At 69.6% G+C, this 18264-nt stretch carries 17 protein-coding genes and 1 pseudogene; 5 read left to right on the top strand and 13 right to left on the bottom strand.

Annotated elements, in window-relative coordinates; genetic code table 11:
* Positions 1 to 54 precede the first annotated feature (54 nt).
* Positions 55 to 480: a F0F1 ATP synthase subunit epsilon gene (locus tag I8J32_RS02515; protein WP_200615397.1), complete on the top strand. Its 426-nt coding sequence runs from the start codon at positions 55 to 57 to the stop codon at positions 478 to 480.
* Between the two features lie 175 nt (positions 481 to 655).
* Here the strand turns inward: I8J32_RS02515 and I8J32_RS02510 are convergent, their stop codons facing one another.
* Together I8J32_RS02510 and I8J32_RS02505 are read right to left on the bottom strand one after the other, a co-directional pair.
* Positions 656 to 1039 (bottom strand): GtrA family protein, encoded by a 384-nt coding sequence (locus I8J32_RS02510; protein ID WP_200615399.1) that lies wholly within the window; start codon positions 1037 to 1039, stop codon positions 656 to 658.
* Positions 1036 to 3063 (bottom strand): hypothetical protein, encoded by a 2028-nt coding sequence (locus I8J32_RS02505; protein ID WP_200615400.1) that lies wholly within the window; start codon positions 3061 to 3063, stop codon positions 1036 to 1038. The genes I8J32_RS02510 and I8J32_RS02505 overlap by 4 nt, the downstream gene beginning before the upstream one ends.
* A 167-nt stretch (positions 3064 to 3230) precedes the next feature.
* Here I8J32_RS02505 and glmU point away from each other — a divergent pair, with 167 nt between their 5' ends.
* Entirely contained in the window at positions 3231 to 4598 is a 1368-nt protein-coding gene (glmU, locus tag I8J32_RS02500; protein WP_200615401.1) for a bifunctional UDP-N-acetylglucosamine diphosphorylase/glucosamine-1-phosphate N-acetyltransferase GlmU, read from the top strand.
* Between the two features lie 27 nt (positions 4599 to 4625).
* Here glmU and I8J32_RS02495 read toward each other — a convergent pair whose 3' ends face one another.
* Positions 4626 to 4844 (bottom strand): hypothetical protein, encoded by a 219-nt coding sequence (locus I8J32_RS02495; RefSeq protein WP_200615402.1) that lies wholly within the window; start codon positions 4842 to 4844, stop codon positions 4626 to 4628.
* Positions 4845 to 4918: 74 nt separating this feature from the next.
* Here I8J32_RS02495 and I8J32_RS02490 point away from each other — a divergent pair.
* Positions 4919 to 5696 (top strand): annotated as a pseudogene (locus I8J32_RS02490) (SDR family oxidoreductase).
* Positions 5697 to 5767: 71 nt separating this feature from the next.
* On the opposite strand, the gene I8J32_RS02485 reads toward I8J32_RS02490, so the two are convergent.
* The 10 genes from I8J32_RS02485 to I8J32_RS02440 all read right to left on the bottom strand — a co-directional run bounded on the left by I8J32_RS02485 (position 5768) and on the right by I8J32_RS02440 (position 16474).
* Positions 5768 to 6436 carry a DUF4124 domain-containing protein gene (locus I8J32_RS02485; RefSeq protein WP_207526740.1) on the bottom strand — a complete coding sequence of 223 codons (669 nt, stop codon included), beginning with the start codon at positions 6434 to 6436 and terminating at the stop codon, positions 5768 to 5770.
* Positions 6436 to 7161, bottom strand: coding sequence for a DUF4124 domain-containing protein (locus tag I8J32_RS02480; protein ID WP_200615405.1), 726 nt, complete (start codon positions 7159 to 7161; stop codon positions 6436 to 6438). The genes I8J32_RS02485 and I8J32_RS02480 overlap by 1 nt, the downstream gene beginning before the upstream one ends.
* An 82-nt stretch (positions 7162 to 7243) precedes the next feature.
* Entirely contained in the window at positions 7244 to 7885 is a 642-nt protein-coding gene (locus I8J32_RS02475) for a DUF1579 domain-containing protein (RefSeq protein WP_200615407.1), read from the bottom strand.
* Positions 7886 to 8002: 117 nt separating this feature from the next.
* Positions 8003 to 8566: a Sua5/YciO/YrdC/YwlC family protein gene (locus tag I8J32_RS02470; protein WP_200615408.1), complete on the bottom strand. Its 564-nt coding sequence runs from the start codon at positions 8564 to 8566 to the stop codon at positions 8003 to 8005.
* A 129-nt stretch (positions 8567 to 8695) separates the two neighbouring features.
* Complete coding sequence (locus I8J32_RS02465; RefSeq protein WP_200615410.1) at positions 8696 to 11221, bottom strand: DNA topoisomerase I; 2526 nt, start codon at positions 11219 to 11221, stop codon at positions 8696 to 8698.
* Positions 11222 to 11451: 230 nt separating this feature from the next.
* Positions 11452 to 12465, bottom strand: a complete 1014-nt coding sequence (locus I8J32_RS02460) for an RDD family protein (RefSeq protein ID WP_200615411.1) — start codon at positions 12463 to 12465, stop codon at positions 11452 to 11454.
* On the bottom strand, positions 12462 to 13205 hold the full coding sequence (locus I8J32_RS02455; protein WP_200615412.1) for a GYF domain-containing protein: 744 nt from the start codon (positions 13203 to 13205) through the stop codon (positions 12462 to 12464). Before I8J32_RS02455 ends, I8J32_RS02460 begins: the two co-directional genes overlap by 4 nt.
* A gap of 223 nt (positions 13206 to 13428) precedes the next feature.
* The gene (locus I8J32_RS02450; protein WP_200615413.1) at positions 13429 to 13917 is read right to left on the bottom strand and encodes a DUF494 family protein; all 489 of its coding nucleotides are present in this window, start codon (positions 13915 to 13917) and stop codon (positions 13429 to 13431) included.
* 96 nt (positions 13918 to 14013) lie between these two features.
* Positions 14014 to 15165, bottom strand: a complete 1152-nt coding sequence (gene dprA / locus I8J32_RS02445; RefSeq protein WP_200615414.1) for a DNA-processing protein DprA — start codon at positions 15163 to 15165, stop codon at positions 14014 to 14016.
* A gap of 157 nt (positions 15166 to 15322) precedes the next feature.
* Entirely contained in the window at positions 15323 to 16474 is a 1152-nt protein-coding gene (locus I8J32_RS02440; protein WP_200615415.1) for a LysM peptidoglycan-binding domain-containing protein, read from the bottom strand.
* 156 nt (positions 16475 to 16630) lie between these two features.
* Here I8J32_RS02440 and def point away from each other — a divergent pair, with 156 nt between their 5' ends.
* Both def and fmt read left to right on the top strand, forming a co-directional pair.
* Positions 16631 to 17152: a peptide deformylase gene (gene def, locus I8J32_RS02435; RefSeq protein WP_200615416.1), complete on the top strand. Its 522-nt coding sequence runs from the start codon at positions 16631 to 16633 to the stop codon at positions 17150 to 17152.
* Between the two features lie 133 nt (positions 17153 to 17285).
* Positions 17286 to 18203 carry a methionyl-tRNA formyltransferase gene (fmt, locus tag I8J32_RS02430; RefSeq protein ID WP_200615417.1) on the top strand — a complete coding sequence of 306 codons (918 nt, stop codon included), beginning with the start codon at positions 17286 to 17288 and terminating at the stop codon, positions 18201 to 18203.
* Positions 18204 to 18264 lie beyond the last annotated feature (61 nt).

Raw genomic sequence — 18264 nt, 5'->3', positions numbered from 1 at the left:
GAAACAGCAGCAGATGCGGCGGGCTTGAGCCCGCCCCACGCGGGAAGGGAACACATGGCATCCACCATTCGTTGCGACATCGTCAGCGCCGAGGCCGAGATCTTCCACGGCGAGGCCGAGCTGGTCGTCGCCACCGGCGAGCAGGGTGAGCTGGGCATCGCGCCCAAGCACGCCCCGCTGATCACGCGCCTGAAGCCGGGCAAGGTTGTCGTCACCCTGCCGGGCGGCGAAAAGCTGGATTTCGCCGTGTCTGGCGGCATCCTGGAAGTGCAGCCGCAGGTCGTCACCGTGCTGGCGGACACCGCCGTGCGCGCGCAGGACATCGACGAAGCGGCCGTCCGCGCGGCGATGGAAGAAGCCCAGCGCGTGCTGTCGAACAAGGATCCGAAGATGAGCGTCGAGGAGGCCCAGTCGCAACTTGCGATGAGCCTGGCGCAGCTGTCGGCCCTGGAGCGCCTGCGGCAGAACATGAAGCACTGATCGCGACGCGGTCGGATGTTTCATCGCGAACGCCGGCGCAAGCCGGCGTTTCGCATTTGGGGAAGCCCGATTGCCGAGTGCGCTACGGTGGCATGCGCAAGGCGGTCGCGCGTACCGCGTGACACCGCGACCTTGCTGCGGCCGCGTCCGCGCACTCCGGCAGGACCTGCCGGACTCAGCGCCGATAGACCCAGTGGCGCGACACGAGGAAGCTCATTCCCGCCAGCACCAGTTCGATGGCGGGCTTGGCCAGCCAGGCCCACTGCAGGCTGGTCATGTGTTCGATCGTGCCGATCGCCCATGTGCTGACGGCGGTGGTGCACAGCCATAGCAGGACGAAGCGCAGGAACTGCCGCCGGCCCACGGTGGTGTCCTCGCCGGCGAACGTGATCCGGCCGTTCAGCCAGAACCCGAGCGCGGCGCCGCTGACGCGCCCGGCCACGTTGGCCAGTTCCACGCTCAGGCCCAGGTGGCTCAGGCCGACCATGACACCCCAGTCGACGATGTACTGCAGCAGGCCGATCAGTACGTAGTGGCGGCCCTGGCGCGAGATGTTCATCGCGGCGCTGCTCGCGGAACCCGCCACCACTGCGCCTGGCCTGCCTCGCCGGCACGCTGTGCGCCAACCAGTTGCAGGGCCTGCGCCTGCGCCGGCGTGAGTGCCTCGGGCCGGACGAGCACCGCGCTCGCGCCGGTGTCGCGGATCAGCGCGGCCCATGCCTGGCCCGAAGCCGCGCTCGCAGCGCGTGCGTGCAGGGCCGGGTCGTACCAGTCGGTCGTGCGGCCGCGGCCGGCGAACTCGGCGTAGTAGGGCGCCTGCGCATCGAGCACCAGCACGGCGCTGTCCGGCGACGCGGTGCGGATCGGGCCGGCCAGCACGCGCTCGGGCACGTAGCGGGCGAACAGCGGCTCGTCGCGGCCCAGCGCCGCCAGCGAGCGTTTCACGCCGCCCGTGTGCAGGAACCAGTGGGCATTGGCCTGGAATGCCAGCTGCGACACGCAAAGCCCGGCCGCCACGGCGATGGCCGCGCGCGCCGGGAGCGCGCGATCCAGCACGACGGAGAGGCAGGGCACCAGCAGCGCCAGTCCAGGATGCAGGTAGCGCGCGTACTGCATCGGCAACAGCGGCAGCACGATGGCTAGCGTGGCGCACGCGGCCAGCGCGCGCGTGCGGACATGGACCAGCGCCAGCAGCCAGGCCCCGCCCAACGCCACGTAGAGCAGGCCGGCGGCGCCGTCCCAGCCCTCGTGGTAAGCCGAGGTATCGAAACTCAGGCGCCACAGCACGTCCACGCCCAGCCCCGCATGCCAGCGCGGATCGCCGAAGGCCGCCGCGGGAAAGTACGGCGAGGCGAATATTTCGTTGAACAGCGGCAGCACCGGGTTGCCGGCGATGTACCAGGCCCAGGCGTAACTCGAAGCACCCAGCAGCGGCAGCAGCATCGCAGGCAGCAGCAGGTCCCGTGCCCGGAGCGCGCTGCGCAGTCGCCAGCCCAGCCACAGCAGCAGCGGCAGCGCGGTGAGCGCATGCAGCGGCTTGAGCCCACACAACAGGGCGAACAGGCACGCACCGCCGATGGCGCGGCGCCGTGCGGCGAGCCCCTCATCGAGCGCGAGGGAAGCCAGCGCCAGCATCCCGGCAACCGCCGGAAGTTCGGTCTGCATTCCGCCGAGAAGCCCGGCAGTGAGCGGCAGGCTGGCCAGCAGCGCCACCGCGCTCCAGCACGCGACCGGCGTGCCGCCGAGCAGCCGGCCAACGCGCCAGGCCCCGGTCAGGCCGGCAAGCAACCAGATTGCGTTGAGCGGCCCGCGTGCCTCGGCCCGCGCCATCACCTGCGCGATGGCCTGCAGCACGTCGCCGGCCCACGGCGCCAGTGCCCACACCTGGTGGGTGGGGTCGAGCGCGTAACGGCCGTGCAGCATGAGTTGCCAGGGCAGGCCCGCGTGGTAGGCGAGGTCGTCGTGCTGCATCGTCGGCAACCAGGCGCCGGCGGAGGCCAGTCCGCCCACCATCACGGCCCACGCGGCGGCGCGTGGCGACGCGTCGACCGCCTCGCGCCAGGCCAGCGTCGATGCCGACGCCATCCCGCGTAGCGCGTGGCGACGCAGCACGACCAGCGCCACGCACAGCAGGGCATATACGACGAGGTGATGCACCGGCAGCGGCAACAGCCACCCCACGGTGCCTGCGATCACGGCCAGGCCGACCAGCGTCGCCAATGCAGGCCGGTCCGCCGGGACCAGCAGCGATCCGATCGCGGCCCCCGTGCCGACGAGCAGCATGACCGCCAGCGTCGGCACGGGACCCGACAGCATCGCCAGCGCGAGCAGCCAGACGGCGCCAAGCGCCTGTGCCCACGTCCATTCGCGCCAGCGCCGCAGCGGCCACGCCAGCAAGGCGACCAGCCCGGCCAGCAGCGAACTCTCGCCGAAGCGGCCCAGCGGCAGCTCCCGCCAAAGCCCGTGGATCACCACACCCGCCGCACAGGCCAGCAGGCCGGCCCACACCAGGGCCTGCGCCGCAGCGGGGGCGCGTTCGAAGGCGACGTGGGCAGGGGAATGAGGCAGTGAGGTTTCCGGCACCGCCGAATCCTAGCAGCCACGCGGCTAGAATCCCTGCGTCGACGCCGGTCTTCGCCGGTCCCGCGCGGTGTGCCCTGCACGCGACGCTGCGGGCCCGCGTCCCACACTGGCGCCATCCCGCCCCGTGGTCCGTCCGCACACCGGGCCGCATGATCGTTGGAGTACGCATGAGCGCACCGTTGCACGTCGTCATCCTCGCCGCGGGCGAAGGCAAGCGCATGAAGTCGGCCCTGCCCAAGGTGCTGCAGAAGATCGCCGGCCGGCCGATGCTGGCTCACGTGATCGACAGCGCGCGCGCGCTCGAGCCCGCCGGGATCCACGTCGTGTTCGGGCATGGCGGCGACGCGGTGCAGGACGCCTTCGCCGACCAGCCGGACCTGGTCTGGGCCGAGCAGTCCCGCCAGCTGGGTACCGGCCATGCCCTCCAGCAGGCGATGCCGAACGTCCCGCAGGACGCCCGCGTCCTGGTGCTGTATGGCGACGTGCCCCTGATCCTGCCGGCCACGCTGCAGCGCCTGCTGGAGGCGCCCGGTCGCCTGGCGGTGCTGGTCGCCGTGCTGGCCGATCCCACCGGCTACGGCCGCATCCTGCGCGACGCCGAAGGCCGGGTTGCGCGCATCGTCGAGCACAAGGACGCCGACGACGAGCAGCGCGAGATCCGCACCATCAACACCGGCATCATCGTCGCCGACGCCGAACCGCTGCGGCGCTGGCTCGAACACCTGCGCAACGACAATGCGCAGGGCGAGTACTACCTCACCGACATCTTCGCCGCCGCCGCCAGCGAGTTCGACGCCGCCGAGATGGTGCACGTCGCCGAAGCCGTGGAAACCGAAGGCGCCAACGACCCCTGGCAGCTGACCCAGCTGGAGCGTGCCTTCCAGCACCGCGCCGCGCGGGCGCTGTGCCTGGCCGGTGCGCGCCTGGCCGACCCGGCGCGCGTCGAGGTGCGCGGCCGCGTCAGCGTGGGCATGGACGTGGAGATCGACATCGACGCCGTGCTGGAAGGGGAGGTCAACCTGGCCGACGGCGTGCGCATCGGGCCCTTCTGCCGCCTGCGCAACGTCACCCTGGGGCCCGGCACCGAAGTGCGCGCGCATTGCGATCTCGATGGCGTGGTCGTAGAGGGTGCCGCGTTGATCGGCCCGTTCGCGCGGCTGCGCCCGGGAACGGTGCTGGCTGACGGCGTGCACATCGGCAATTTCGTGGAAACCAAGAACGCGCAGCTGGGCGTCAGCAGCAAGGCCAATCACCTGGCCTACCTGGGCGACGCGGTCATCGGCAGCGGCGTCAACATCGGCGCTGGCACGATCACCTGCAACTACGACGGCGTGAACAAGTCCACCACCACCATCGAGGACGGCGCGTTCATCGGCTCGAACTCGTCGCTGGTGGCGCCGGTCACCGTGGGCGCGAATGCCACCGTCGGTGCCGGTTCGGTCATCACGCGCAACGCGCCGGCCGACAAGCTCACCGTCGCGCGCGGCAAGCAGATGTCAGTCGACGGCTGGCAGCGGCCGGTCAGGAAGAAATAGCGGCCGGTCCGCGCGGTGGCAGGGCGCTCAGCCGCCCGCATCCTCGATGGCGTCGCGCTGGCGCTGGTCCGCCGCATCCAGTTCGTCCTGCACCGACTTGGCGCGGTCGATGGGCGTCTGCGGGGCCGCGGCCGCTTCGACGTGCGCCGCCTGCGGCTCGGGCTTGCGTTCCTTGTCGATGGGCTCGGGCTTCGAGCAGGCCGCCAGTGCGCAGCACAGGAGCAGGCTCCACAGGATTCCAAGCATCGCGGCGTCCTCGATCGGGCTGCGGCTATGCTACGCCCGTTGCGCGATGCGGCGCGCGGTCAAGGAGACAGGGCATGGACCCCAGACGTTGGCGGCTGGATGGACAACTGGCGCTGGTCACCGGCGGCAGCGCGGGCATCGGGCGTGCGATCGCACGCGAGCTGCTTGGGTTCGGCGCGGACGTCCTGCTGGCCGCGCGCGACGCGGCGGGCCTGGAGTCGGCGCGCGCCGAACTGGCCGAGGACTATCCCGAACGCGGGATCCACACCTTCGTCGCCGACGTGGCCGACGACGAGCAGCGCCGCGAGCTGCTGGACTGGGTCGAGGACTTCCGCGAGGGCCTGCACATCCTGGTGAACAATGCCGGCGGCAACCTCACCAAGGGCGCCAAGGACTACACTGAGGACGAATGGCGGCAGATCTTCGAGATCAACCTGTTCTCGGCCTTCGAACTCTCGCGCTACGCCTACCCGTTGCTGACCCGGCATGCGGCCTCGTGCATCGTCAACGTGGGCAGCGTGTCGGGCGTCACCCACGTCCGCAGCGGGGCGCCGTATGGAATGAGCAAGGCGGCGATGCACCAGATGACGCGCAACCTGGCGGTGGAGTGGGCCGAGGACGGTGTGCGTGTAAACAGCGTGGCGCCCTGGTACATCCGCACGCGCAGGACGTCCGACAAGCTGGCCGACCCCGACTACCTGGACGAAGTGCTGCTGCGCACCCCCCCTCGGCCGCATCGGCGAGCCGGAGGAAGTGGCGGCGGCGGTCGCGTTCCTGTGCCTGCCCGCTTCCAGCTACGTCACCGGCGAATGCATCGCCGTGGACGGCGGTTTCCTGCGCTACGGGTTCTGATCGCGCGGGACGCGCCCGCCGGCAACACTCACAGGCCGCAGGTGCTGTCGCGCACCGCGCGACCGATGCGCTCAAATTCCGCCCGCGCCTGGACCTGGTCCCTGGCTCGCGCCGAATCGCAGCGACGATTCGGCCTCGCGCAGGCGGCGACGCCAGGCTTCGCACAGGGCGCCGTCGGCCACACGCTGGCAGCTGTCGGTCTTCATCTCGCAGGCCGCGCCCGATCCGCTCTCGCCATAACCACCCAGCGCGGTGGTGGCCAGCGTGGCGCAGCGCGGAGCCGGGTTGCCGTTCTCGCTGAGGTAACGGTCGTCGTCGTAGGTGCGGCACTCGTACAGCACCGGCGGCGGCAGCCGGTCGGCGTCGGCGACGGTCGAAGGTCCGAGTTCATCGGTCAGTGACGGACGCGCCGGCGCGGCAGGTGGCGGTGGAGGTGGGGGCGGCGGTGCCGGCTCGGCCACCGTCGGCGGAGCGGCCATGGGCACGAACGGCGATTCGGCGGCCGGCGGCGTTTCCATCACCCGCCGGTTCTGGCGGCTGCCCTTGGGACAGGGAACGTTGTTCTGGATCGTCAGCGCGCCCTTGGCATCGGTGCAGCGATAGATCACCACCTGCGACTGCGCGACGGTGGCGGCGACGCCGAACGCGATGCAGGCCAGGCCGCCCAGCACGATGTGGCGCCACCGGCGAGGCCGGCGCGGCGGAGGCAAGGCGACGGGGCAACCCTCAGGCAATGTCATCAACGCCCGCCGCAATCGCTGTCGAGGCGGGCATCGAGGCCGCGGGTCTGCAGGTCGATCTGCGCGCGCTCGGTGGGCTGCGCAATGTTCCATCGGCGATTGAGTTCCTGGCGCTCATCACGCATACGGTCGCACACCTCGGCCTGCGGAAGGGCGTAGCAGGGATCGCGGACCCAATCGCCGGTGGAGATCACGGGGACGATCTGGCGCTGGGGGTGGGGATGCGGGCGCGGCACTTCGCCAATGCTGACCGAGCCGCTGACGTTGCCGCCATGGAAGTCGGCGCGGCCGAAGACGCCGTTGAAGGCGGCGTGCGGATGGGCCACCACGGGAATGACGGGGTACCACACCGGTTCGAAGCGGCTGCGGCCGACACCGGTGTCATTGACGTAGAGCTCGCCGTCGGGGCCCTCGCATTCGTACATCTGGCGGATGGGATTGACCATGACGTAGCGCGGCGGCTCGCGGTGGTCGTCATCCGCGCGATCCATGGACGTGCGTTCGTCGGATGCACGCGGCTTGGGCACCGCGGGTGCGTCCTTGGGACGGATCATGCTGCGCGCCTGCTGGGTCTGGCCCTTCGTGCAGGGCGTGTCGCGCAGCGTGAGGCGGCCAGCCGCATCGGTGCAGCGGTAGATCGTGACATCGTCGGCCCCCACGTTCCACGCCGCCAGGCCGAGCGCGCAGGCGGCGATGATCCGGGCGGAGGAACGCAGTGTGGCCATGGCCGCATCTTGCGCCTGGCCCCCGCCCCAGGGAAGCCGGGCGGGGTCAGCGTTGCGGGGGATTCAGGAGCGTGGCGCCCCGTCACTTCGCACGCGTGTACTCGATCTGCATGGTCTTGACCTCCTTGCCGTCGCGCGTCTCGTGCATCTCGAAGACGTGGTGATCCTTGTCCACCACGCGCACGACGTTGCGGACGGGCACGACGATGCCCGGCTTCATCGGGTCGGGCATCTGTCCGCGGTAGGTGTAGGTCCGGGTAGCGGGGTCGTAGTCACCCTCGGCGAGGAAGACGCTGGTGGACATGTTGTCCATCCAGCTGCTGACGTACTTGCCCTTGATGTTGTCGTAGCCGCTGAACCCCAGGCCCTCGTACGGCTGCCCCATGAACGCGCCCTTGTAATCCATGCGCAACTGGCGCCCGCCGTAGATGGCGGTGTTCACCGCAGTGCCGGTTTCGATCGACGGGGCGGCCGAGGGCTCCATCCACATCGACTGCCGGGTATTCCAGGTGCCGGCGAACTGCTGGGCCAGGCGCTGGTGCGGTTCACCGGGGGTCGACGCCTTCTGCCAGGCCTGCATCATGGCCTGCTGCTCGGGACTCATCGGCGGGGCGGCCGGCGCGTTCTCCTGGGCGGCGGCGATCGACGGCAGCGCCATCGCCGCCCACAGGCACAGCGTGGCGGACAGGGGACGGCGAGGCTTCGGCATGAGCCTGGACTGCATGGCGCTCTCCCGGGATGGCCGCGGTGCGGCCGACCGCGGGACGGTACTGCCGCCGGCGTTAATGCGGTGTGCGACGCATGCCGATCCGATGTCCGGGATAGCGCACGCCGTCGCCGGTCATTGCCGCAGCGTGGCCCCGGTGCGGGCATCGCGGATGGCGGTGGGCGCGCCCAGACCGCCGGTTTCGCCTTCGCAGACCGCGTCCACCGCGGCCAGCACTTGGGGATCGAGCGCCTCGCGGCGATGGGCCGGCGGTTCGCCGGCACGGTTGGCGCTCGTGGATACCAGCGGCATGCCCGCGGCGCGACACAGCGCGGCGACCACCGGGTGGGCACTGACCCGCACCGCCACACCGGCATGGCGACCCGTGATCCAGCGTGGCACCCGCGAAAGCGCCGGTACGATCCAGGTGTGTGGCCCGGGCCAGCTGGCGTGGACCGCGCGAACCTGGTCCGGTGCCAACGCCGGCCAGTCGAGCCATCCGTCGAACTGGGCGACTTCAGCCGCCACCAGGATCAGGCCCTTGTCGACCTCGCGCTGCTTGATTGCCAGAAGGCGCAGGACGGCCGCCTCGTCATCGGGATTACAGCCCAGCCCCCAGACCGCTTCAGTGGGGTAGGCGACCACGCCGCCGGCGCGCAGGCAGCGCACCGTGTCATCAAGCGAGGCGGGGATAGTCATGCGGACGAGGATAGCCGAGCCTGCTGCGCGCGGTCCGGGGCGCGGGACGGATGCCACGCGCCGCCCGATGCCTGCCGATGGAGTCCCGCCGGCGCCGGCCCGATAGGGGCGGGCGCCAGCGGCGGCCGGTCAGGTGGTGGTGGCCTTCTTCGCCACGGCCTTCCTGGCGACTTTCTTGACGGCCTTCTTGACGGCCTTCTTCGCGGGGGTCTTGGCCGCCGACTTCTTCGCGGCCTTTTTCGCGGTTTTCTTCACGGCCTTCCTGGCGGCCTGCTTCGCCGGCTTGTCGGCCGCGTCCGCCACCTTCTTCGCCGCCTTCTTCGCCGGTTCCTTCTTCGCGGCGGCCTTCTTGCCGAAGCGGCCGCGCATCGGCTTGCCGGTGGTTTCCATCAGGCCCTGCGCTTCCTCCAGCGTGAGCGATGCCGGCTCACGGTCCTTGGGAATGCGGCCGTTGAGCTTGCCGTCGCTCAGATACGGGCCGAAGCGCCCGTTGAGCACCTGGATGTCGCTGCCCGGGAATTCCTTGATGATCCGGTTGCGGGCGATCTCTTCCTTCTCCTCGATCAGGAAGACGGCGCGGGCGAGGTCGATGGTGTACGGATCGTCTTCCTTCTTCAGCGAGGCATAGACGCTGCCCCGCTTGGCGAACGGCCCGAAACGGCCGATGCCGACGCTGACTTCGTCGCCGGCGTCGGTGCCCAGCTTGCGCGGCATCTTGAACAGCTCGATCGCGTCGGCCAGTTCGATGGTGTGCATCGATTGTCCCGGCCGCAGCGAGGCGAAGGTCGGCTTCTCCTCGTCTTCCACGGTGCCGATCTGCGCGTACGGCCCGTACCGCCCCAGGCGCACGCTCACCGGCTTGCCCGACTTCGGATCGGTGCCCAGTTCGCGCGCCCCGGTGGCTTCGGAGCGGTCGACCGATTCGGTCTTCTCGTCGACCAGTTCCTTGAACGGCCCCCAGAACTTCTCCATCAGCGGGACCCATTCCTCCTCGCCACGCGAGACGGCATCGAGGTCGTCTTCCATCTTGGCGGTGAAGTCGTAATCCACGTAGCGCGTGAAGTGGCTGCTGAGGAATTTCGACACCGCGCGGCCGACGTCGGTGGGACGGAAGCTGCGGCTCTCCATCTCCACGTACTTGCGGAACAGCAGCGTCTGGATGATCGAGGCGTACGTGGACGGACGGCCGATGCCGTATTCCTCGAGCGCCTTCACCAGCGCCGCTTCGGTGAAGCGCGGCGGTGGCTGGGTGAAATGCTGGTCGGCGTGGATGCGGTCCAGGGGCACGCGGTCGCCGATCTTCATCGCCGGCAGTTTGCGGCCTTCGTCGTCGTCCTCGGCCGACTTGGTGTCCTTGCCTTCCTCGTAGACGGCCAGGAAGCCCGGGTCGACCACGGTGGTGCCGGAAGCGCGGAAGCTGTGTTCGCTGCCCGCGGCCAGTTCGACGCTGACGGTGTTCAGCGTGGCCGGCACCATCTGCGAGGCGACGGTGCGCTTCCACACCAGTTCGTAGAGCCTGCGCTCGTCGTCGGACAGGTAACGCGATACCTGCGCCGGCGTGCGCAGCGCGGACGTTGGGCGCACCGCCTCGTGCGCTTCCTGCGCGTTCTTGGACTTGGTGGTGTAGGTGTTGGGCTTGTCCGGCAGCGCGCGCGTGCCGAAGTCACGCGCGATCACGTCGCGCAGTTCGGCCAAGGCATCCTGCGACAGCGCCACCGAGTCGGTACGCATGTAGCTGATCAGGCCGACGGTGCCTTCCTCGCCGATGGCGACGCCTTCGTACAGCTTCTGCGCCACCTGCATCGTCTTGCGCGTGGTGAAGCCGAGTTTGCGCGCGGCCTCCTGCTGCAGCGTGGAGGTGGTGAACGGCGCCGCCGGGCGCCGCTTGCGCTCCTTGCTGGTGACGTCGGTGACATGCAGCGCGCCACCGGCCGCCTTGACCAGGCGCTGGCGCGCGGATTCGGCGTCGTCCCCGTTGGTGATGGTGAACTGCTCGAACTTCTTTCCGTCCAGCTTGGACAGCTTGGCGGTGAAGTTCTGCGTGGGATGCGCGCACTCGGCCTCGACTGACCAGTACTCGCGGGCGATGAAGGCTTCGATCTCCTCCTCTCGCTCCACGATCATTCGCAGCGCCGGCGACTGGACGCGGCCCGCGGAGAGGCCGCGCTGCACCTTGCGCCACAGCACCGGCGACAGGTTGAAGCCCACGAGGTAGTCCAGGGCGCGCCGTGCCTGCTGGGCGTCGACCAGGTCGCTGGCGATGTCGCGCGGTTGGGTCATCGCTTCCTTGATCGCGCGCGGCGTGATCTCGGTGAACACCACGCGCTGCAGCGTCTTGCCCTTGAGCAGTCCACGTTCCTTGAGGATCTCGGCGATGTGCCAGCTGATCGCCTCTCCCTCGCGGTCCGGGTCGGTCGCCAGGAACAGGGCGTCGGCGGACTTGGCCGCCTTGGCAATGGCGTCGACGTGCTTCTCGTTCTTGTCGATCAGGTCATAGCGCATTGCGAAGCCGTTTTCGGGATCGACCGCGCCTTCCTTGGGCACCAGATCGCGCACATGGCCGTAGGAGGCGAGGACCGTGAAGTCCTTGCCCAGATATTTGTTGATCGTCTTGGCCTTGGCAGGCGACTCGACGATGAGGAGGTTTTTGGCCATTTGCGGGGGAAATCCGGTTCCGGGCGTCCAAGGGGGAGATCCCAGATGAACGCCAAACGAGGCTGGAGAAGGCAACGCCCACGGCCGGGAGACCGTGGGCGTCGCTGCAATGTTCTTTTTCTAGTGGAATCACGAGGCGGCCGGCGCTGTCAAGCTAAACCGTTGCCGGCCCGGGATCGCGGGCCGCCACCCCGGGCCCCTGGGGGGGCGCCGGCGTGACGTCGCGCACATCAGCCGCCGGCCAGGGCCCCGAAGATGGCGGCGATGACGACCAGGCCGACATAACCGATGACGAACAGGCCCAGCAGGGCGAGGACCACCACGGTGACCGTCCCCAGCTCCCGCTGCTGGCGTTCCGGATGGGCTGAGTAGGCCCAGCGGTCGACCACCTCGGTGCTGGCGACCATGTCGTGCAGCCCCTGCTTGCGCTCGCTCAACCCGCTGGTGAAAGCCGAAATCACCTCGGCCACGCCGCAGCTGACCAGGGCGAAGAGCATGCGGCCCCCGAACCGGCCCAGTGAACGCGCCAACGAGATCCTTCCGCCGTCGGCGCCCACGACCTTGATACCCACGGCCATCTTGCCCAGCGTTGCCTGGGAGGTCGAGGCGTGCATCAGAGTGAAGTACGCGAACTGGACCAGGAGCGGGATGCCGTAGGCGAGGGCGAAGAAGCCGACCCCGAAGGCCGTCGGGTCCATCATCGATTCAGCGCCTGCGGCGGCGCCGATTCCCACGCCCACCGCCACCAGCGCCATCACCATGAATACGATGAAGATCACCAGGCTGTCGATTGTCGCGGCCGCCAGCCGCTTGAGGAAGCCGGCCAGTACGACTTCACCGCCCCGGACGACGGCGTTCGCCTCCAGCGGAGCCCGCGGCGGACTGTAGGGGGAGTACGGATCAACGGCCGCCGACCCCGTTGCCACGGGACGCCGCTGCGCGGCCACGCCCGGGGCCCCCGTTTCGTCCGTCGCCGCCGGCGCCTGGGTCAGGGGTTCGGCCATGGCGTAAGGGTTGACCCCGGCCGACAGGGGCGCCGAATCCTGCACGGGCAGCGTTCGGCCTTCGGCCTCCGCCAGTGCCTGCGCCTTGAGTTCGCGCCACGGTCGCCACTGCAGCTGGCCTTCGTGCCATACCAGCGTGTCGTCCGCTAGCTGGCCGCCGCGGTGCAGTTCGGCCAAGTCCGCCGCGCTGACCGGCCCATGCCGGTTGCGCTCGTAATCGCTGTAGTACCACTGGGTCATCGGGGATCCTTGCCGGCCGTGCGGCAGGTGATGGGCGCGCGTTCGGGCAAGGTGCCGGCGTCGCACTGGTAGTCGAAATCGTAGCCATCGGCGGTGGTGACCAACCCCATCACCACGGTGCTGCCGTTGGCCGGTCCATTCGAGTTGCGCAGCGTCATCGTGTAGCTGCACGCGCCGGCGCCGGTCACGCCGAATTCGACCGCTTCGATGTGCCTGCTCGCAAACCGTGCGGAATCGTCGAAGCCGGGATCGCCGTTTCCGGGGCAGGCCCGGGTGCTGGCGACGTGCGCGAGCATTGCCTCCCGGACCGGCGCGGACTCCGCGATGGCCTGTGCCAGGTGGGCCCGGGTGGTGTAGTCCTGGTAGGCCGGCAGCGCGATTGCGGCGAGGATGCCGATCACCGGGATGGACAGGCCCGCGGCCACCAGCAGGGCGATCAGGCAGCCGGACATGCGCTTCTTCTCAGGTGCGGCCGTGTACGACGCCCCGGCGGCGCGCGGAGGCGCGGCAGCAGGCGCCCGATGGATGGGCAGAGGCGGCGGCCGGGAAGTGTCCGGTTGGGGCAGTTCGATTTCCATCTCGCCCACTGCGCGCGCCAGCGGAAGCCATTCGCGCGCGCCTTCCCGCCACACGAGCGTGTCCGCCAGGATCAGGCGGTCCCGATAGCGTCCCAGCAACTGTTCGGTCGAAAACGGTCCGACCCGGCCTTGGGCCGGGTCATGGTGAAACCAGGTGGTCATGCGTTCCCCAGGTACGTGTAGCCGGCCCAGCGCGGCTAGCGCGTGCGGGGCGGTATTCGGTTCGCCCCAGACCGCGGATCGTATATGTGACCGGCGGGGGCGTCATCCGGACTACCGCCGGCCAGCGGCTGGCGGCCCGGGGTTCGATCCGCCGACGCGTACGGCGTCAAACGCGCGCAGGCTCTGCGTCTGGGCAATCGGCATTCCGCCGGAGATCCCGTCTTCAGTGCACCGGTTCGGGTTCGTCGGCAAACATCTGCGTTTCCATCCAGGCATAGGCGGCTTCGCTGCCCGGCTGGTTGAAAAGCACCATCAGCACGACCCACTTGAGGTCATCCAGGTCCAGCTCGTCCTGGTCCAGCGCCATGGCCCGGTCGAGAACCAGTTCGCGTTGGCCCGCGTCGAGCACCCCGTGCTGCTCCAGGAACAGCAGGAAGCCGCGGCATTCCACGTCCAGCTTGTCCAGTTCCGGGCCGAAATAGACCCGCGTGGGCCCATCGGCCCGAGGCGTGGACGCGGCCGGACGCTGGGAGGCGAGCGCATCCAGCCACTCGAAGGCCTTGTTGATTTCGGCCGCGCTGAAGCCGGCCTGGCCAAGTTCCTCGAACAGCGGGCCGCTGCGGAGGGAGTCGTGGTCGCGGACGAGGTCAGCGTCCTCGGTGAAGTAGTGCTCGAACAGGTACAGCAGGACGTCCAGGATGCTCTCTTTCATTTCCCTCGGCCTGCGCCGCTGGCGGCGCGATGGGCGGGTTGGGCTTGTACGGGATGCGCCGCAAGATCCATGCCTTGCTCCGCTCCCTCCACCAGTTCAACCAGTTCGGTAGTACCGGCCGTGCTGCGTGGCGACCCGGCCGTCAAGCTCCATGAGGAGCAGCATGGAGGACACCATGGCGGGCGTCAATCCAGTCCGCTCGACCAACTGGTCCATACCTGTTGGGTCATGTCCCAATGCGCCCCACAAGCTCTGGTAGTCGCGATCGTTGGCCGCCTCGTGTCTGGCCGGGGCCTCCGACCCCCTGCCGGACTTCGCCGCGTCGACATAAATGGGGCCGGCCAGGCGCAGTCGCAAGTCGGTCGCCAGTTGTTGGGCCTGCGGAGCCAGGGCGGCGATCAGCTCGGTGGCGTCCTCCACCAGGGTGGCTCCGTCCCGGATCAGGCGGTGGCAGCCGCGGGTCATCGGGTTGTGGATCGAGCCGGGGACGGCGAACACCTCGTGGCCGGCTTCCGCCGCCAGGCGGGCCGTGATCAGGGCGCCGGAGCGGTGGGCCGCCTCGATCACGACGGTGCCCAGGGTCAGGGCCGCCAGGATGCGGTTGCGGCTGGGGAAATGTTCCGGGCGGGGCTGGGTTCCCGGCAGGTACTCGGAGACCACCGCTCCCACGCGGGTCATGCGCTCGTGCAGAGCCGCGTTGCTGCGGGGATACACAACGTCGGGGCCCGTTCCCACCACCGCGAACGTCCGGCCGCCCTCGACGCCCAGCGCGGCCGCATGCGCGGCCGTGTCGATTCCCGCGGCCAGTCCGCTGGCCACCCCCAACCCGCTCCCCGCCAGGGTGCGCGCGAAGGTGGCGGCGTTCTCCACCCCGGCCGGGGTCGCCGCCCGGCTGCCGACGATGGCCACGCTGGGGTGCCAGAGCAGGTCGGCATCGCCGGCGACAAACAGGGCCAGGGGCGGGTTGGTGCTGCGCCTGAGTTGCGGGGGATAGTCGTCGTCGGTCCAGCCCACGAGGCGATGGCGGGGATCCTCCAGCCAGCATCGCGCAGCGTCCACCGCCGGATCATCGATGCGTCGCAGGGCCTGGACCTGGTCCGGGACCAGGCCGCAGGCGCGCCCGTCGGCATCGGCCGCGTCGAGGGCGGCGGCGGGACCGGAGCAGGATTCGAGCAGCGTCCGGCGGGTCCAGATCGGGCCGCCGATCGCGACGAGCCTCAGCAGGGCTAGGGAATCTTCGGGGGTCATGTGGCCAGACTAGAGGGACGCGTTCTCCGTCGCGTCGTCCCCTCGCGATCGGCGCGGTAGGAAAACGTCTCGCCTGTCACGGGTGATCAGCCTGGCCGGACCCCGGAAACGAAGACGGCGCCCTGGGGCGCCGTCCTCGTGTTGCATGCCGCGGGCCTCAGTAAGGCGCGTCGGGGTGCTTGAGCTCGTAGCCGATGCGGGTAGGACGGATGCTGTCCATCACCAGCGCGTAGCTGACCTTCTCGAAGGTGCGGAACACCACCAGATGGCCGGCGAACTCGTCGGGCAGGCGGACCACGTCGCCGCTGGTCACCGTATCCGCGGTGCGGTCTTCACCCACCAGGACGCGGTCGATCGCGGTGCTGCCGACGCGCCAGCTGGAGAACACGGTCCCGTTGTCGACGCCATCGCGCGAACCGACCGACAGGGCCACCACGTCGCGCGGGCCGCCCGTGGAGAGCATGTCCGCGACCGCCAGTACCTTGGCCTTGCCGTAGGCGAACTGCTGCTTGGGCGGATGCGGGAAGAACTGCAGGTCGTAGGGCTGCGCTTCGACCGGCACCAGGCGGTCGCCGCGACGCACTTCACGGCCGACGCTGTCGATCACCAGCGAACTGACGTCGGACTCGCCGGCGGGGCCACGGCTCACGGTGCCGACGGTGAGCTGCATCAGCTCATAGCCCAGCAGACGACCCTTTTCCTGCGGCAGGTAGTAGTTCCAGATCCGTTCCATGCCCTGGGTGATGTCGCCGCGGTAATCCAGGTCTTCGGGCACCTGGGTCGGCGTGCGGGCACAGCAGCGCTCGGGATCGATTTCGAAGAACGCCAGCGAGGGCCGCACGACCGCGTAGCGCTGGCCCGGCTGTGCGCCGGTCAGCCCCTGCACGTAGGCCAGCTGGCCCACGGTGCCACGCATGCGGTCTTCTTCCAGACCCACCACGTAAGGCAGGTGCTTGAATTCGTCGACGACGCGCAGGTTCTTGAGGAAGGGCTCGACCTGCGACAGCGGGATACCCGTCACCGGGGCTTCCTCGCGCGGGCCTGGCGTCATCGCCACGCGGTCCAGATACGCCAGCGAAATCACGTCGCCGGGATAGATCAGGTGCGGGTTCTTGATCTGCGGGTTGGCCTGCCAGATTTCGGGCCACAGCCACGGGCGCTTGAGGAAACGACCGGCGATATCCCACAGCGTGTCGCCACGCTTGACGGTATAGGTGTCCGGGTGCCCGCCCTGCAGTTCGGCAGCGACGCCGGCAGTGGCGATGGTCAGGAACGCAGCGGTCAGAACCGTGCGGATTGGTTTAAGCATGGCGGCCATGTACTTGATTCCCCTTGCCAGTTTTCCCCACAGGCCCGGGCACTATAGCCCAGAAGAGTCGCGCGGATGCAAGCCTTTCACGGCTCCGGCGGGGTTACAATCGGACCGGTGATTGACGTTGTGACCGTCGCCCCCATTTTTGATGCCATGGCCCTGCTTCCCATCCTCGAATTCCCCGATCCCCGGCTGCGTACCCAGGCCGCGTCCGTCGACCCCGTCCGGATCCCGTCCCCGGATTTCCAGCGCCTCATCGACGACATGTTCGAAAGCATGTACGAGGCCCCGGGCATCGGCCTGGCGGCGAGCCAGGTGGACGTGCACCAGCGCTTCATGGTGATAGACGTCAGCGAAGACAAAAGCCGGCCGCTGGTGTTCATCAACCCCGAGATTACCGCGCGCAACGGTGACCAGGTCTACCAGGAAGGCTGCCTGTCGGTTCCTGGGATCTTCGCCGACGTGACCCGGTCCAACGAGATCACGGTCCGGGCGCTCGACCGGAACGGCCAGTCCTTCGAAATGCACGCCGACGGCCTGCTGGCGGTCTGCATCCAGCACGAGATGGACCACCTCGTCGGGAAGCTGTTCGTCGACTACCTCTCGCCCCTCAAGCGCGAGATGGTCCGCAAGAAGCTCGCCAAGCAGCGCCGCCTGGCCGGCGACGCGGCGTAATCGGCGCACGCCACGCATTGCAGACCGTAGCGGGCGCCCCGGCGCGCCCGCCCGCGCCGGCCGCATCGGGCCGGCTCCCCACGCGACGCGGGTTCTGGCGCCTGTCGCCGGATCCGCTCCCCGGATGCCCCGCATGAGAATCGTCTTCGCCGGCACGCCCGACTTCGCCGTCCCCAGCCTGCGCGCCGCCGCGCAGCGCAACGAAGTCGTGGCCGTCTACACCCAGCCCGACCGGCCTGCCGGGCGCGGGCGCGAACTGACCCCGTCGCCGGTCAAGCGCGAAGCGCTGCTGCGCGGCATCGAGGTGGTGCAACCCGAGAACTTCCGCAGCGTCGTCTCGAAGCAGGCCCTGCGCGCGCTGCGGCCGGACCTGATGATCGTGGTCGCCTACGGCCTGATCCTGCCGCAGTCGGTGCTCGACATCCCGACCTTCGGCTGCTGGAACGTGCACGCTTCGCTGCTGCCACGCTGGCGCGGCGCCGCGCCGATCCAGCGGGCCATCCAGGCCGGCGACCGCGAGAGCGGGGTGTGCCTGATGCAGATGGAAAAGGGCCTGGATACCGGCCCGGTCCTGTTGTCGCAGTCGCTGGAGATCGGGGCGCAGGACACCGGCGGCCAACTGCACGATCGCCTGGCCGCACTGGGTGCACAGGTGCTTTCGGACGGGCTGGGCCTGCTGCGCGCCGGCATCCGGCCGGCGCCGCGCGCGCAGCCGGAGGTTGGCGTGACCTACGCCCACAAGCTGGACAAGGCCGAAGCCCGGCTCGACTTCTCGCAGCCGGCCCAGGTGCTGGCCGATACCGTGCGTGCCTTCAATCCCTGGCCGATGGCCGAGGCGCAGGTCGCCGGCGAGCGCCTGCGGATCCACGGCGCGGCCGCACTGGACGAGGCGCACGGCATGCCCGCCGGAACCCTGCTTCGCGCCGGACGCGAGGGCCTGGACGTAGCCTGTGGCCAGGGCGTGCTGCGCATCCGGGTCCTGCAGCGCGACGGTGGCAAGGCGATCACCGCCGCCGACTACCTCAACGCGGGACGCGACCTGGCGCGCTGACCGCATTGCCACGACCCGAATCCCGATCGATTCCGATGCACGCCGCGGGCGGCGCACGCAC

Source organism: Lysobacter solisilvae, from assembly GCF_016613535.2.
In the GTDB taxonomy this organism is placed as follows: Bacteria; Pseudomonadota; Gammaproteobacteria; order Xanthomonadales; family Xanthomonadaceae; genus Agrilutibacter; species Agrilutibacter solisilvae.
This window is presented reverse-complemented; position numbering and strand designations above follow the sequence as displayed.

Bases quoted from the DNA above. Each gene is read 5' to 3' on its own strand.
- I8J32_RS02515 (WP_200615397.1), top strand. From the start codon at position 55: ATGGCATCCACCATTCGTTGCGACATCGTCAGCGCCGAGGCCGAGATC.
- I8J32_RS02510 (WP_200615399.1), bottom strand. From the start codon at position 1,039: ATGAACATCTCGCGCCAGGGCCGCCACTACGTACTGATCGGCCTGCTG.
- glmU (WP_200615401.1), top strand. From the start codon at position 3,231: ATGAGCGCACCGTTGCACGTCGTCATCCTCGCCGCGGGCGAAGGCAAG.
- I8J32_RS02495 (WP_200615402.1), bottom strand. From the start codon at position 4,844: ATGCTTGGAATCCTGTGGAGCCTGCTCCTGTGCTGCGCACTGGCGGCC.
- I8J32_RS02485 (WP_207526740.1), bottom strand. From the start codon at position 6,436: ATGACATTGCCTGAGGGTTGCCCCGTCGCCTTGCCTCCGCCGCGCCGG.
- I8J32_RS02480 (WP_200615405.1), bottom strand. From the start codon at position 7,161: ATGGCCACACTGCGTTCCTCCGCCCGGATCATCGCCGCCTGCGCGCTC.
- I8J32_RS02475 (WP_200615407.1), bottom strand. From the start codon at position 7,885: ATGCAGTCCAGGCTCATGCCGAAGCCTCGCCGTCCCCTGTCCGCCACG.
- I8J32_RS02470 (WP_200615408.1), bottom strand. From the start codon at position 8,566: ATGACTATCCCCGCCTCGCTTGATGACACGGTGCGCTGCCTGCGCGCC.
- I8J32_RS02465 (WP_200615410.1), bottom strand. From the start codon at position 11,221: ATGGCCAAAAACCTCCTCATCGTCGAGTCGCCTGCCAAGGCCAAGACG.
- I8J32_RS02460 (WP_200615411.1), bottom strand. From the start codon at position 12,465: ATGACCCAGTGGTACTACAGCGATTACGAGCGCAACCGGCATGGGCCG.
- I8J32_RS02455 (WP_200615412.1), bottom strand. From the start codon at position 13,205: ATGACCACCTGGTTTCACCATGACCCGGCCCAAGGCCGGGTCGGACCG.
- I8J32_RS02450 (WP_200615413.1), bottom strand. From the start codon at position 13,917: ATGAAAGAGAGCATCCTGGACGTCCTGCTGTACCTGTTCGAGCACTAC.
- dprA (WP_200615414.1), bottom strand. From the start codon at position 15,165: ATGACCCCCGAAGATTCCCTAGCCCTGCTGAGGCTCGTCGCGATCGGC.
- I8J32_RS02440 (WP_200615415.1), bottom strand. From the start codon at position 16,474: ATGCTTAAACCAATCCGCACGGTTCTGACCGCTGCGTTCCTGACCATC.
- def (WP_200615416.1), top strand. From the start codon at position 16,631: ATGGCCCTGCTTCCCATCCTCGAATTCCCCGATCCCCGGCTGCGTACC.
- fmt (WP_200615417.1), top strand. From the start codon at position 17,286: ATGAGAATCGTCTTCGCCGGCACGCCCGACTTCGCCGTCCCCAGCCTG.